The sequence below is a fragment of the Streptomyces sp. LMG1-1-1.1 genome (genome assembly GCF_040815545.1).
Taxonomy (GTDB): domain Bacteria; phylum Actinomycetota; class Actinomycetes; order Streptomycetales; family Streptomycetaceae; genus Streptomyces.
This window is the reverse complement of sequence record NZ_JBFPNH010000014.1, coordinates 1-13,526: the sequence shown is the minus strand read 5'-3', so window position 1 is coordinate 13,526 and position 13,526 is coordinate 1. Positions and strand designations below refer to the sequence as shown.

General features: G+C 71.7%; 11 protein-coding genes. 5 read left to right on the top strand and 6 right to left on the bottom strand.

The window, feature by feature from the left end; genetic code table 11:
* Positions 1 to 256 precede the first annotated feature (256 nt).
* The 3 genes from MRBLMG1_RS05700 (at position 257) to MRBLMG1_RS05690 (ending at position 3,268) form a co-directional block, all read left to right on the top strand.
* Positions 257 to 958, top strand: a complete 702-nt coding sequence (locus MRBLMG1_RS05700; protein WP_367821360.1) for a transglycosylase SLT domain-containing protein — start codon at positions 257 to 259, stop codon at positions 956 to 958.
* Between the two features lie 169 nt (positions 959 to 1,127).
* Entirely contained in the window at positions 1,128 to 2,597 is a 1,470-nt protein-coding gene (locus MRBLMG1_RS05695) for an AI-2E family transporter (RefSeq protein WP_367821359.1), read from the top strand.
* Complete coding sequence (locus MRBLMG1_RS05690; RefSeq protein WP_367821358.1) at positions 2,594 to 3,268, top strand: hypothetical protein; 675 nt, start codon at positions 2,594 to 2,596, stop codon at positions 3,266 to 3,268. Before MRBLMG1_RS05695 ends, MRBLMG1_RS05690 begins: the two co-directional genes overlap by 4 nt.
* 93 nt (positions 3,269 to 3,361) lie before the next feature.
* On the opposite strand, the gene MRBLMG1_RS05685 is transcribed toward MRBLMG1_RS05690, so the two are convergent.
* Positions 3,362 to 3,895 carry an alkyl hydroperoxide reductase gene (locus tag MRBLMG1_RS05685; protein ID WP_367821356.1) on the bottom strand — a complete coding sequence of 178 codons (534 nt, stop codon included), beginning with the start codon at positions 3,893 to 3,895 and terminating at the stop codon, positions 3,362 to 3,364.
* Positions 3,896 to 3,911: 16 nt separating this feature from the next.
* On the bottom strand, positions 3,912 to 4,466 hold the full coding sequence (locus MRBLMG1_RS05680; protein WP_367821354.1) for a peroxiredoxin: 555 nt from the start codon (positions 4,464 to 4,466) through the stop codon (positions 3,912 to 3,914).
* A gap of 133 nt (positions 4,467 to 4,599) precedes the next feature.
* Here MRBLMG1_RS05680 and MRBLMG1_RS05675 point away from each other — a divergent pair, with 133 nt between their 5' ends.
* On the top strand, positions 4,600 to 5,574 hold the full coding sequence (locus MRBLMG1_RS05675; protein ID WP_367821352.1) for a hydrogen peroxide-inducible genes activator: 975 nt from the start codon (positions 4,600 to 4,602) through the stop codon (positions 5,572 to 5,574).
* A gap of 54 nt (positions 5,575 to 5,628) precedes the next feature.
* Here MRBLMG1_RS05675 and MRBLMG1_RS05670 read toward each other — a convergent pair whose 3' ends face one another.
* From MRBLMG1_RS05670 to MRBLMG1_RS05660, 3 genes are read right to left on the bottom strand one after another with little or no spacing between them, the layout of a single operon-like run.
* Positions 5,629 to 8,001, bottom strand: coding sequence for an FtsX-like permease family protein (locus MRBLMG1_RS05670; protein WP_367821351.1), 2,373 nt, complete (start codon positions 7,999 to 8,001; stop codon positions 5,629 to 5,631).
* Entirely contained in the window at positions 7,998 to 8,681 is a 684-nt protein-coding gene (locus MRBLMG1_RS05665; protein WP_367821349.1) for an ABC transporter ATP-binding protein, read from the bottom strand. The genes MRBLMG1_RS05670 and MRBLMG1_RS05665 overlap by 4 nt, the downstream gene beginning before the upstream one ends.
* Positions 8,678 to 9,202, bottom strand: a complete 525-nt coding sequence (locus MRBLMG1_RS05660; protein ID WP_367821347.1) for a PadR family transcriptional regulator — start codon at positions 9,200 to 9,202, stop codon at positions 8,678 to 8,680. Before MRBLMG1_RS05660 ends, MRBLMG1_RS05665 begins: the two co-directional genes overlap by 4 nt.
* A 278-nt stretch (positions 9,203 to 9,480) precedes the next feature.
* Between MRBLMG1_RS05660 and MRBLMG1_RS05655 the strand changes: the two genes are divergently transcribed.
* Complete coding sequence (locus MRBLMG1_RS05655) at positions 9,481 to 11,694, top strand: transglycosylase domain-containing protein (RefSeq protein ID WP_367821345.1); 2,214 nt, start codon at positions 9,481 to 9,483, stop codon at positions 11,692 to 11,694.
* Between the two features lie 72 nt (positions 11,695 to 11,766).
* On the opposite strand, the gene MRBLMG1_RS05650 is transcribed toward MRBLMG1_RS05655, so the two are convergent.
* Positions 11,767 to 13,526 (bottom strand): SpoIIE family protein phosphatase (locus tag MRBLMG1_RS05650; RefSeq protein ID WP_367821343.1); only part of this gene is annotated, 1,760 nt, incomplete at its 5' end.

The window sequence follows — 13,526 nt, the reverse complement described above, 5'->3', positions numbered from 1 at the left end:
GAGCTTTCACACGCAACACGGAATTGCCTTGCGGTGTCGCCGTCCGGCAAAGTCTTGCTTCCGTCAGGCCCCGCATACGGCACACGTGCACCCTCAGGGGTGCGCACAGCAACGCACAACTCAACAGCCGCCCGCCGTATGCCGCCCACAGCACCACGGGCCCGTGTCTTCTGTGACCCCGTACGTCGGAGACCAGCGCCAGGGGCACGATTTCGTCCGCGTGGTCACCTGTGCGGGCGTGCTGGAAGGAAACCGTGTGAGCCGGATCTCGGTCCGGGGATTCGCGGTGGCTTCGGCCACTGCGGTCACCACCGTCGGCGCCGTCGTGGGCGTCGCCTCGGGCAACGCCGTTCAGCCCTCGGACGACAACTTCGAGGCCGCAGCATCCGATGCCACGCTGCTCGCGGACATTCCCGCGGGCGAGCAGGCCCAGGTGCAGGTCGCGTCCCTGTCGGAGCAGGCGGACGTCCAGGCCGCCGCCGCCGACTCGATCGCGAAGAAGTCCGCGGAGGAAGCGGCTCGTGTCCGCGCCGCCAAGGACGCCGAGGCGAAGAAGGAAGCGGCCGACAAGGCCGCCAAGGCCGAGCAGGAGCGCAAGGACGCCGCCGAGCGCGCCAGCCGCGACTCCGTGCGCGACGCCTCCACCTTCTCCGCGCAGGGCTCGTACACCATCGCCGAGGTCAAGGCGATCGCCCGCCAGATGATCCCGGCCTCGCAGTTCCAGTGCTTCAGCAACATCGTGGACCATGAGTCCGGCTGGAACTACCGCGCGACCAACGCGTCTTCGGGCGCCTACGGCCTCGTGCAGGCCCTGCCGGGCTACAAGATGCAGTCCGCCGGCGCCGACTGGCAGACCAACCCGGCCACCCAGATCAAGTGGGGCCTCAACTACATGGACAGCCGCTACGGCAGCCCGTGTGGCGCCTGGTCGTTCTGGCAGGCCAACCGCTGGTACTAGTACCTGCGAGCTCAACCTCGGGGAGCCCCCCACCGTCCTACGGTGGGGGGCTTCTTCCGTGTAGGTTTCGAAGCCCCGTGCCCCGCGGGGGAACGAGCGGGGGACGAGCGGGTAAGCGACTACGGGTAAGCGACTACGGGGAAGAGCCGGCGGGGGGAAGAGGAAAGAGATGTCGAGAGTGCCAGGGTGGCTGGGCCGGCTGGGCGCGAGCCTGAGCCGCATGGGTGAACGCCTCGACGAGCGCAGGGCCGAGGCCGAACGCGAGGATCCGCTCGGTCCGCCGTACGAGGACGTCCTGGAGACCCCGCGCGAGACACCGGCCGCGGTCCCGGTCGGCGCGGCCGTCGCCGGGCGGCCCGGCCCGGAGGCCGACCCGGACACCGCCCCGCTGCCCCCGGGCGCCGGGGACACCGCGACGGCGGGCGCCGCGGAGTCGGGCCGCTCCGTGCCCGCGCCCCCCTCGTACGCGCCGGCCGTCGCCGCCCGCCCCGATCCCGTCGCCGCGATCCCCTGGGGCATGCGCGTCGCGGCCGAGGCGAGCTGGCGGCTGCTCGTCTTCGCCGGCACGGTCTGGGTGCTGATGAAGGTGATCAGCTCCGTGCAGCTGGTCGTCCTCGCCTTCGTCGCCGCGCTGCTCGTCACCGCCCTGCTCCAGCCCACCGTGGCCATGCTGCGCAGGAAGGGCCTGCCCCGCGGGCTCGCCACCGCCGTCACGGCCGTCTCCGGCTTCGTCGTGATGGGCCTGGTCGGCTGGTTCGTGGTCTGGCAGGTCATGGACAACATCGACAACCTGTCCGACCAGGTCAAGAACGGCATCGAGGAGCTCAAGCGGGGACTCCTCAACAGCCCCTTCCACGTCACCGAGCAGCAGATCAACGGCATCGCGAAGAACCTCAGCGACTCCGTCGGCGCCAACGCCGAGCAGATCACCCAGGTCGGCCTCCAGGGCGTCACCGTCGTCGTCGAGACGATGACCGGCATCCTGCTCGCCATGTTCTCGACGCTCTTCCTGCTCTACGACGGGAAGAAGGTGTGGGAGTGGACGCTCAAGCTGGTCCCCGCCCAGGCCCGGCCGGGCGTCGCCGGCGCGGGACCGCGCGCCTGGCGCACCCTCACCGCCTATGTGCGGGGCACGGTGATCGTCGCGCTCATCGACGCCGTCTTCATCGGCCTCGGGCTCTGGTTCCTCGAAGTGCCGATGGCGGTGCCGCTCGCCGTCTTCATCTTCCTCTTCGCGTTCATCCCGCTGGTCGGCGCCGTCATCTCGGGCGCCCTCGCGGTCGTCGTCGCCCTCGTCACCAACGGGCTCTTCACCGCCCTGATGGTGCTCGTGGTCGTCCTCGCCGTCCAGCAGATCGAGGGCCACGTCCTCCAGCCGTTCATCCTGGGCCGCGCCGTGCGGGTCCACCCGCTCGCCGTCGTCCTCGCGGTCGCGGCCGGCGGTCTGACCGCCGGCATCGGCGGCGCGGTCGTCGCCGTCCCGCTGGTCGCCGTCGCCAACACGGTCGTCGGCTACCTCCGCGCGTACAGCACCGAACAGGCGCTGCGCAGCACGCCGGAGCCGCGCGGGGCGACCGCCTTCGAGGTGGCCCCGACGCCGGCGCCGGGCATGGTCGCCGCCGAGGGGGACGGCAAGTGATATCGGAGCCCGAGTTCGCGGGCACGGTGGAGTTCGACGAGCCCGAGGTGCTGACCGAGACCCCGCCGCCCCGCCCGCCCCGCCCCGCCCGGCCCTGGTTGTGGGCGCTCGGCGGCGCGGTGGTGGCGTCGGCGGTGTGGGGCGGCGGGCTCTACGCGTACGGGCAGCGGAAGGATCCGGGGCCGGACCTGGGCGGGTACCGGCCGGTGGAGAAGCTCTGCGAGGTCGCGGAGCTGAAGGCGCTCGGCGGCGCCCTCGGCAAGCGGGGCACGGAGGGCTTCGGGCCCTTCCTGGACGACCCGGCGATCAGCGAGTCGATGTGCCAGGTCACCTTCGGCCCGGAGACCACCGGGCCGATCGTCGCGGTCTCGTACACCGTCCACAAGGTGACCGACCCGGGGCCGGAGTTCGCGGCGCGCACCCAGCAGTCCGGCATCCTCCAGAAGGTCGACGGAGTCGGCGAGCAGGCCTTCTTCGACGACGAGAGCGGTCAGGGCGGCAGGCTCCGGATCCTCGACGGGCAGGTCGAGATCGACTTCCAGATCTACACCCAGACCGGCGTGGAAGTGGACGGGAAGCCGGTCGACACCGGGCCGCCGGTGGACCTCTCCGGGATCGACGTGCCGATGATCCAGGACGCGCTCGCGCTGATGAAGGCGCTCAGGAAGTGACGGAAGGGCCCCGGGGCACGAAGCCCCGGGGCCCTTCTCGTACGGCGCGCACGGCCTGTACGGCTCGCACGGTACGCCTCACACGGTGGCGCCCTATTCGGCGAGCACCGCTTCGGCGTCGAGGGTGACGCCGACCGCCTGGATCACCGCGGCGATCTTGACGGCCTCCTGGATGGTGGCGCGGTCGACGCCGGCCTGGCGCAGGACCTGCTCGTGCGAGTCCAGGCACTGGCCGCAGCCGTTGATCGCGGAGACGGCCAGCGACCACAGCTCGAAGTCGACCTTCTCGACGCCCGGGTTGCCGATGACGTTCATCCGCAGTCCGGCGCGCAGCGTCCCGTACTCGGGGTCCGACAGGAGGTGCCGGGTCCGGTAGAAGACGTTGTTCATCGCCATGATCGCGGCGGCGGACTTGGCGGCCTGGTACGCCTCGGGCTTCAGGTTGGCCTGGGCCTCGGGCTCCAGCTCCTTGAGGACCTTCGGCGAGCGCGAGGCGATCGCGCAGGCGAGGACGGTGCCCCACAGCTGCTGCTGCGGAAGGTCGCTGTTGCCGATGACCGAGCCGAGGTTCAGCTTCAGGTCCTTGGCGAAGTCCGGTAGGGCGGACTTCAGTTCGTCGAGAGCCATCTCAGATCACTCGCCCTTACTCGCCGGAGAGGAGCGCGGCGGCGTCGAGCGTGTTCTCGCCCTTGTTCCAGTTGCACGGGCACAGCTCGTCGGTCTGCAGGGCGTCGAGCACCCGCAGGACCTCCTTGGGGTTACGGCCGACGGAGCCGGCGGTCACCATGGTGAACTGGATCTCGTTGTTCGGGTCGACGATGAAGACGGCACGCTGGGCGAAGCCGTCCGCGCCCTTGACGCCGCAGTCGCTCATGAGCTCGTGCTTGGAGTCGGCCAGCATCGGGAAGGGCAGGTCACGCAGGTCGGCGTGGTCCTTGCGCCAGGCGTGGTGGACGAACTCCGAGTCGCCGGAGACGCCGAGGATCTGGGCGTCGCGGTCGGCGAACTCGTCGTTCAGCTTGCCGAAGGCGGCGATCTCGGTGGGGCAGACGAAGGTGAAGTCCTTCGGCCAGAAGAACACCACGCGCCACTTGCCCTCGTAGGCCTTGTGGTCGATCTGCTCGAACTCCTTGCCGCTCTCCAGCGACACGCAGGCGGTCAGGTCGTAGGTGGGGAACTTGTCACCGACAGTGAGCACGCGCTCTCCTTGCAAGGCAGGAAGGGTCCCTTTTGAGGTCTTCCGTGAGGGTTGGACGACGCACAGCATGGCACGGAGTGCATTGATCAGTGAAATAGCTAGAGTGGTTCGTGTTGATCGAAGGTGGTTATCAGTGGCGTCCCCGTACAGTCCCCCGCACAGCCCGTACCGAGGCAAGCAGCCGAGCCTTTCCCAGCTCAGAGCGTTCGCGGCGGTCGCAGAGCATCTGCACTTCCGCGACGCGGCGGCGGCCATCGGCATGAGCCAGCCCGCGCTCTCGGGCGCGGTTTCGGCTCTCGAAGAGGCACTCGGTGTCCAGCTCCTGGAGCGTACGACGAGAAAGGTGCTGCTCTCGCCCGCGGGCGAGCGGCTCGCGGTGCGCGCGCGGGCCGTCCTCGACGCGGTGGCGGAGCTCATGGAGGAGGCCGAGGCGGCCCAGGCCCCGTTCACCGGGGTCCTGCGGCTCGGGGTGATCCCCACCGTGGCGCCGTACCTCCTGCCGACGGTCCTGCGGCTCGTCCACCGCCGCTACCCGGAACTCGACCTCCAGGTCCACGAGGAGCAGACCGCGACCCTCCTGGAGGGGCTCGCGGCCGGGCGGCTCGACCTGCTGCTGCTCGCCGTGCCCCTCGGCGTGCCGGGGGTGACCGAACTCCCCCTCTTCGACGAGGACTTCGTACTGGTCACCCCGGAAGGGCATCCCCTGGCCGGGCGGGACGACATCCCGCGCGAGGCCCTCAAGGAGCTCAGACTGCTCCTGCTCGACGAGGGGCACTGCCTGCGCGACCAGGCCCTCGACATCTGCCGGGAGGCCGGCCGCACGGACGGCGCCGAGGTCACCACCACCGCCGCCGGGCTCTCCACCCTGGTCCAGCTGGTGGCCGGCGGACTCGGGGTGACCCTGCTGCCGCGCACCGCCGTCACGGTCGAGACCGCGCGCAACACCGCCCTGTGGACCGGTCGCTTCACCGAACCGGCGCCCACCCGGCGGATCGCCCTCGCCATGCGCGCGGGCGCGGCCCGGCACGCCGAGTTCGAGGAGCTGGCGGAGGCGCTCAGGGAGGACATGAGAGGGCTTCCCGTACGGGTGGTGGGCGGCGGTTCCTGAAACCCCCCGGTATCAGGAACCGCCGCCCCCCTCCTCGTACATCCGCCCGGAGGGTTACTCCGTGCGCAGGCCGTCCGCCCGCATCAGCCGCCACAGCACCGGCATGCTCAGCAGCGTCACGGCCGCGATCAGTCCGAGGCCGATCCCGGTGACCGGCAGGAAGACCCACCAGTCCTGGACGCGCTGGCCGCCCGTCTTCAGGAGGACGACCCCGAGGCCGAGCCCGCCCGCCACCGCGAGGGCGAGGCCGACGGCGATCGGCACCGCCGTCTGCCACAGCACCGACCAGGCGAGGGTGGAGCGCCGGGTGCCGAACGCGACCAGCGACGACAGCAGCCGCTTGCGGTCCCTGAGCTGCTCCAGGGTCGTGACCAGGAGCGAGGCCGCCACCAGCAGCATCGTGAGCGTGGAGCCGACGAGGATGCCGGTGCGGACGCTGGAGAACGCCGCGTCCCGTTCGGTGTCCTTCAGGCTGCGTATCCAGGCCGTCGGATCGATGGCCGCCGCCGTGTTCCACACGTACTCGGCGGCGTCGGGCACCGACGGGTCGAGCCGGACCATCACCTGCGCGTCGGGCTCGTCGAGCCGGGCGGTGTCGATCGCCTTGGGGGTGGCGAGGACGCCGAACTGGAACATGCCCGTCGGGTCCGTGCGGGAGTCCACGACCTTGGCGGTGGCGGGGATGCGCCACTGCGGCATCGGGGTGCCCGGCGGGAGCTTCGGGGAGCTCGGGTGCGGATGCGGGTCGCGCAGGGCGACCGTGGCGCCGGGCCGCGCGGCCTTCGTGACGAAGGAGTCGGGCGGGTTGCCCTGCGCGCCGTGGGCGAGGAACACGAAGACGTCGCCGTCCGTGCAGGAGGGCAGCACGGCGAACTCCCTGAGCGAGGGGCAGTCGCCGACCCTGAGCGTGGCGGAGGGGGCGAACTCCTCGCCGTTCGTCAGCGGGCCCGGCCGCCACACGTGCGACTCGACGACGCCGATGACCCCGGCGACCCCCTCGGTCCGCTCGAAGCGGTCGATCATCCCGCGGGCCGCGGCGGCGTCCGCCGCGTCGGCGCCGAACATGATCTGGGCGCGGGACGAGTCGTCGCCCGTGGTGTGCGTGAAGTCGGTCTCCATCGCCTGGAAGAGCATCTGGAGCGCGATGGCCCCGGTCGCCGCGACGACGATGCCGCTGACCGCGCGGGCCGCCGTGCCGCTGCTCAACTGGAGCCTGCGGACGGCGAGCTGCCAGGCCACAGGACCGGAGTGGAGCCGCTTCACCACGGACTCGACGAGCCACGGCAGGAGCGTGGTGAGGCCGATCAGGGCGAGGGTGGTGCCGGCCGCGACCCCGAGGGTGTCGATGCTGGTGTCGGTCACCTGGATGTCGCCGATGACCGGGACGAGCAGGCCGAGGCCCGCCACGAGGATCAGCAGCCGCCACCAGAGCCGGCGCCGGCGCGGCAGCGAGGTCCGGACGACTCCGAGCGGCTCGATCGCCACCCCGCGCAGCGCGAAGAGGGTGACCACGACCGAGGCGACCGGGACGGTGGCGAGGGCGAGCGCGGCGAGCGCGGTCATCGGCACGACGTCGGAGGGGTAGGCGTTGACGTCCCAGATCGTGAAGGCCCCGGCGAACTGCCGTGCCACCGCGAACAGTCCGACGCCCACCAGGAGGCCGAGCAGCGCGCCCGCGAGGGATTCGCCGGCCGCGATCCGCCGGGTCATGGCGGTGTCGGCGCCGACGAGCCGCAGCGCGGCCAGGCGCCGGTCGCGCTGCTCGCCGCCGAAGCGGACGGCGGTCGCGATGAAGACGAGCACCGGGAGGAGCAGGACGACGCAGGCGACGACGACGAGGAGGACGAGGAACGCGTTCATCGGTTCCTCGGGCACCGACCAGCCGTAGCGGGTGCCGCGTCCGTCGAGGTTGTCGGCGTCGAGGAAGCCGACGTGGGCGACGTACCGGAGCTCGGCAGGTCCGATGAGCCCGTCCTGCCCGATCGTCCCGGTCACCTCGTAGGGGAGCCGCTCCTTGAGGAGGGCGCCCTCGGGGGAGTCGAGCAGGTCGCGGAGCGCGGGGGAGACCAGCATCTCGCCGAGCCCGGGGAACGCGGCCGCGCCCGGCGGGACCGGGGGCGCGTCACCCTCGGGGCGCAGCAGCAGGCCGCTGACGACGTCGTCCCGGTAGGCGGTGTTCCGCGTGAGGTGGAGAAAGCTGTCGGACCGGGGGGAGGTGACCTGCTCGCTGCCGTCGACGGCGCGGACCGACTCCCGCACCTCCCGCTGGAAGAGCATGTTCGGGAAGGAGGCGGCGAGCAGCAGGAGGGCCACGCCGAAGCCGACGCCGGTCGCGGTCAGCAGGGTGCGGAGCAGGCCGGAGCGGCCGCCGGTGACCGCGAACCGCGCGCCGAGCGTCAGGTCGCGGGTCCAGGTGCGGAGCGTCATGCCGCCCACTCCGCGTCCCGGACGGATCCGTCCCGTACGACGATCTCGCGGTCGGAGTAGGCGGCGACCCGGGCCTCGTGGGTGACGAGGACGACGGCGGCGCCGGTGTCCCGCGAGGCGTCGGTGAGCAGTCGCATGACCCGCTCGCCGTTGAGGGAGTCGAGGGCGCCGGTCGGTTCGTCGGCGAAGATCACCCGCGGTGCGCTGACGAGCGCGCGGGCGACGGCGACGCGCTGGCCCTGGCCGCCGGATATCTCGCCGGGGCGCTTGGCGGCGGTGTCGTCGACCTCCAGGCGGGCCAGCCATTCGGAGGCCCTGCCCTCGGCGCTCCTGCGCTTCTCCCCGTTGAGGCGGAGCGGGAGGGCGACGTTCTCGACGCAGGTCAGCTCGGGGACGAGCTGGCCGAACTGGAAGACGAACCCGAAGTCGGTACGGCGCAGGGAGCTGCGCGCGGTGTCGGTGAGGGCGGTGAGTTCACGCCCGTCGTAGGTGATGGTGCCCGCGTCGGGGCGCACGATGCCGGCCAGGCAGTGCAGGAGCGTGGACTTGCCGGATCCCGAGGGGCCCATGACGGCGACGACCTCGCCGGCCCGGAGGGAGAAGTCGGCGCCCGCGAGCGCGGGGGTGGGGCCGTAGGCCTTGGCGAGGCCGGTGGCGCGGAGCAGGGGGAGGGCGGTCATCGGCGGATCTCCTCGGCGAGCCGGTCGAGGCGGGCGGCGGTCAGTTCCAGCCAGCGCAGGTCCGCTTCCAGGTGGAAGAGGGCGTGGTCGCAGATCAGCTGGTCGGCGAGGTCGCCGTCCTTCTTGCGGCGGGTGAGCTCGCGCATCAGCCGCAGGTGCTCGGCCCGCTGGGAGTCGAGGAGTCCCGCGGCCCCGCGGCCGGTGAGGAGGGCCAGGACGACCTTGGTGTAGAGCGTCGACTGGAGGTACGGCTCCGGCTTCTCGGGGGTGGCGAGCCACTGGGCGACATCGGTGATGCCGGCGTCGGTGATCGCGTACCGCTTCCGCTCGGGGCCGCCGCCCGCCTCGATGCCGTCGACGACGACGAGGCCGTTCTTCAGGAGCCTGGACATGGTCGAGTAGACCTGGCCGTAGTGGAGCGGCCGGTCGTGGCCGAACTTCTCGTCGAAGGCGCGCTTGAGGTCGTAGCCGTGGCGCGGGCCGGACTCCAGGAGTCCCAGGAGGGTGTGACCGATGGACATGGGCGTCACTGTACACGGGGTGTATACGCACGATGTATAGCCGGCCGGCCTGTCACCCGGAGGTAGTTCCTCCGCTTTTGGTGTGGACGGAAGGGGCAACCATCCCGCTCGTACGAGCGTCGGTTCCCCTGGGGACAGGTGCTGATTCTCACGTCATGAAAAGACGTGATCGGTTGTCCTTTGTCCGCCTCGTCGGTGTTAGCTTGCTGAGCTGATCCGGCGTGGACGACCAGAGCGCCGAGGCGCCGAGAAACACGACGAGCGGAGCGACAGGACCCATGGGCCGACCCGACAAGAGCAAGGTGAAGAAGCGCGGCATACGCCGTTTCTTCGCCTGGAAGAAGCTCCTGGGCACCTTCTTCGTGTGCTGCCTGCTCGCCATGGGCGCCCTGTACGTCGTCTACCTCATGGTCCCCGTCCCCTCGGCCAACGCCGAAGCGACCATGCAGAGCAACATCTACAAGTACTCCGACGGCAAGATCCTCGCCCGCACCGGCGAGATCAACCGCGAGATCGTCGGCCTGGAGAAGATCCCCGCGCAGGTCCAGAAGGCGTTCGTCGCCGCCGAGAACAAGTCCTTCTACCGGGACAACGGCGTCGACATCAAGGGCACCACCCGCGCCGCCTGGTCCACCCTCACCGGCAAGGGCAAGCAGGGCGGCTCGACGATCACCCAGCAGTACGTCAAGAACTACTTCCTGAGCCAGGACCAGACGGCGACCCGCAAGCTCAAGGAAATGGTCATCGCCATCAAGGTCGACGACGAGATGAGCAAGAGCGACATCCTCGCCGGGTACATGAACACCAGCTACTACGGACGCAGCGCCTACGGCATCCAGGCCGCCGCCCGCTCGTACTACGGCGTCGACGCCACCCAGCTCACCACCGCCCAGGGCGCCTACCTCGCCTCGCTGCTCCAGGCGCCCAACCAGTACGACTGGAACTCCGCGAGCGCCACCGGCCGCAAGCTCGTCGAGGAGCGCTGGAACTACGTCCTGGACAACATGGTCGGCGAGGGCTGGCTCTCCTCCACCGAGCGCGCCGGGATGAAGTTCCCCGTGCCGCAGAAGCCCAAGCCGGCCCCCGGCATGGAGGGCCAGACCGGCTACATCGTCGAGGCCGCCAACCAGGAGCTGATGCGCCAGGGCGTCAGCGAGGAGGACATCAAGGCCGGCGGCTGGACGATCACCCTCAACATCGACGAGAAGAAGCAGAAGGACCTCGTCAAGGCCGTCGACAAGCAGTTGGAGTCCAAGCTCGACCGCAAGGGCGACAAGAAGCAGGCCACCGTCCAGGCCGGCGCCACCTCCGTCGACCCCAAGACCGGCGCGGTCGTCGCGATGTACGGCGGCGTCGGCGCCACCGAGCACTGGATGTCCAACGCGACCCGCCGCGACTACCAGCCCGCCTCCACCTTCAAGCCGCTCGTCCTCGCCTCCGCCATCGACAACCACTCGGTCACCCAGGACGGACGCCGGATCGGCCTCGGCACGGTCTACGACGGCAACAGCCGCCGCCCGGTCGTCGGCAGCGACATCCCCTTCGCCCCGGAGAACGAGGACGACGACGACTACGGCCCCGTCACCGTCCAGAAGGCCACCAACAGCTCGATCAACTCGGTCTACGCCCAGATGATCGTCGACGTCTCCCCGGCCAAGGCCAAGCGGACGGCCCTCGCCCTCGGCATGAAGGACGGCGCGGACTTCCCCGAGAGCCCCGCCATCTCCCTCGGCACCATGGGCGCCTCGACCATGGACATGGCCGGCGTCTACGCCACGCTCGACAACCACGGCAGGAAGGTCACCCCGACCCTGGTGAAGGCGGCCACCCACCGGGACCGCACGGTCGACGCGCTGAAGGGCATCGGCGACCAGGTCATCACCCGCGAGGCCGCCGACACCGCCACCAAGGCCATGACGGGCGTCGTCCAGAGCGGCTCCGGCACCCGCGCCGCCGGCGACTACGAGGCCGCCGGCAAGACCGGCACCTCCGAGAACAACCGGTCCGCGTGGTTCGTCGGCTACACCCCCGAACTCGTCACCGCCGTCGGCCTCTTCGGCGAGGACGCCAAGGGCAACCAGGTCACCCTCACCGACACCATCAACCCGGGCCGCGCCAACGGCGGCCGCACGCCCGCCCAGATCTGGGGCGACTACACCGCGCGCGCCCTCGACGGCGGCTCGGACGCCTCCTTCGACCTGGAGACCGACGGCTCGGACTCGGACGGCACGCTGCCGGACCCCACCGAGACCACCGAGGCCCCGGAGGACGAGCCCACCGACGAGCCGACCACCGAGTCCCCGGACCCGACGGCCCCGCCGACCACGACGGCCCCGCCGACCGAGCCCACCCGGCCTCCCGTCACCGCGCCGACGCAGCCCACCCAGCAGCCGACGACCGAGGAGCCGTCCCCGCCGCCGTCGATCGAGCCGCCGGACGTCGGCATCGACCCCGCCGGACCGGGCAGCGACGGCAACCGCCCGGGCCAGTAGCCCACCGCCGCACGCGGAAGGCCGGACCCCCTCGGGGGTCCGGCCTTCGTCGTCGTACGGGCCTCGCGGGGCTCAGTTCCGGGTGGCCAGCTCGAACCAGACGACCTTGCCGCCCGAGAGCCGGGTCGCCCCCCACCGCCGGGCCAGCCGGTTCACCAGGAAGAGACCGCGCCCGCCCTCGTCCGTGTCCCGCGCCCGCCGCTGCCGGGGCAGCTGCGGGGAGTCGTCGCCGACCTCGCAGCGCAGCACGTCCGTACGGAGCAGCCGCAGCGTCACCGGCCGCTCCGCGTACCGCACGGCGTTCGTCACGACCTCGCTGATCAGAAGCTCGACCGAGTCCGTCAGCTCCTCCAGGTCCCAGCGGGCCAGCGCCCGCCGGGCGAGCCGCCGGGCCCGCCCCGGGGCCGCGTCCTCCGGCTCCAGGAACCAGTACGCCACGTCGCTCGGCGCGATCCCGTCGAAACGGGCCGCGAGCAGCGCGATGTCGTCGTCCCGGTCGCCCGGACCCAGCATGTCGAGGACGTCGTCGCAGAGCGCCTCCAGGGGCGGCGAGTGATCGGGGCCGGTCAGCTGCGCCGTCGCCGCCAGGCGCTCCCGCAGCTGCTCGATCCCGGTCCACACGTCCCGCAGCCGGGACTCGACCAGACCGTCCGTGTACAGGAGCAGCGTGGCGCCCGCCGGGGCGTCCAGCTCCACCGCCTCGAAGTCGACCCCGCCCACCCCGATCGGGGCGCCGGGCGGCACCCGCAGCACCTCGGCGCGCCCGCCCAGGTGGAGCAGTATCGGCGGCGGATGACCCGCGTTGGCGACGGTGATCCGGTGCGAGACCGGGTCGTACACCGCGTACATGCAGGTCGCCATCCGGTCCTGGCCGAGCCGCTGCGCCTGCTCGTCCAGGTGGTGCAGGACCTCCTGCGGCGGCAGGTCGAGACCGGCCAGGGTCTGCGCGGTGGTGCGCAGCTGGCCCATGATCGCCGCCGAGGTCATGGAGTGGCCCATGACGTCGCCGACGACCAGGGCGACCCTGCTGCCGGGCAGCGGGATCGCGTCGTACCAGTCGCCGCCCACCCGGGCCGTCTCGGCGGCCGGCAGGTAGCGGGAGGCCAGCTTCACGCCGGTCGGCTGCGGCAGCGAGTCCGGCAGCATCGTCCGCTGGAGCTCGTCCGCGATGTACGCCTCACGGCCGTAGAGCACGGCCTTGTCGATGCCGAGCGCGGTGTGCGTGGCCAGCTGCGCCGCGACGAGCAGGTCGTTCGGCTCGAAGCCGGCCCGCTCCGGGCGGCGCAGGAACACGGCCGCGCCGATCACCCGGCGCCGGCCGCGCAGCGGCGCGAGGACCGCCCGCAGCCCGCCGGGCAGCGGATGTTCGGGACCGAGCAGTTCGCCCAGCGCGGCCTTCGCGGCCGCGGAGTCGCCGAAGACCGGACGCACCCCGCGCAGCACCTCGGCCAGCGCACCGCCGGACCGCACCTCGCAGAGTTCGGCCGCGGGGGTCGGATCCGGGTCGGGTACGAGGACCAGCTCCTCGCCCTCCAGATCGCTTAACCGGAGCCGGTCCGTGCGGCGCAGCCGCAGCACGAACGGCGCCACCGGCCGCTCGTCGCCCACCGGCAGCGGATCGCGGAGGTAGACCAGGATCTCGTCCGAGAAGGTCGGCACGCTGGCCCGGCACAGACCGAGCACGATCTCGTCCAGGTCGATGCCGCGCGCGATGCGCCGGGTCGCGGCGCCGACGAACCGCAGCCGGTCGCCCTCGCGCCGCCCGGCGCTGTCCCCGCCCCTCGCGCCGGCGGGCGGCTGCGGGGCCACGGCGACGGCCACGGCTCCGGGAC

Coding starts and splice junctions, on each gene's coding strand:
- MRBLMG1_RS05685 (WP_367821356.1), bottom strand. CDS start 3,895: ATGGCTCTCGACGAACTGAAGTCCGCCCTACCGGACTTCGCCAAGGAC.
- MRBLMG1_RS05670 (WP_367821351.1), bottom strand. CDS start 8,001: ATGACGCTCCGCACCTGGACCCGCGACCTGACGCTCGGCGCGCGGTTC.
- MRBLMG1_RS05665 (WP_367821349.1), bottom strand. CDS start 8,681: ATGACCGCCCTCCCCCTGCTCCGCGCCACCGGCCTCGCCAAGGCCTAC.
- MRBLMG1_RS05695 (WP_367821359.1), top strand. CDS start 1,128: ATGTCGAGAGTGCCAGGGTGGCTGGGCCGGCTGGGCGCGAGCCTGAGC.
- MRBLMG1_RS05655 (WP_367821345.1), top strand. CDS start 9,481: ATGGGCCGACCCGACAAGAGCAAGGTGAAGAAGCGCGGCATACGCCGT.
- MRBLMG1_RS05660 (WP_367821347.1), bottom strand. CDS start 9,202: ATGTCCATCGGTCACACCCTCCTGGGACTCCTGGAGTCCGGCCCGCGC.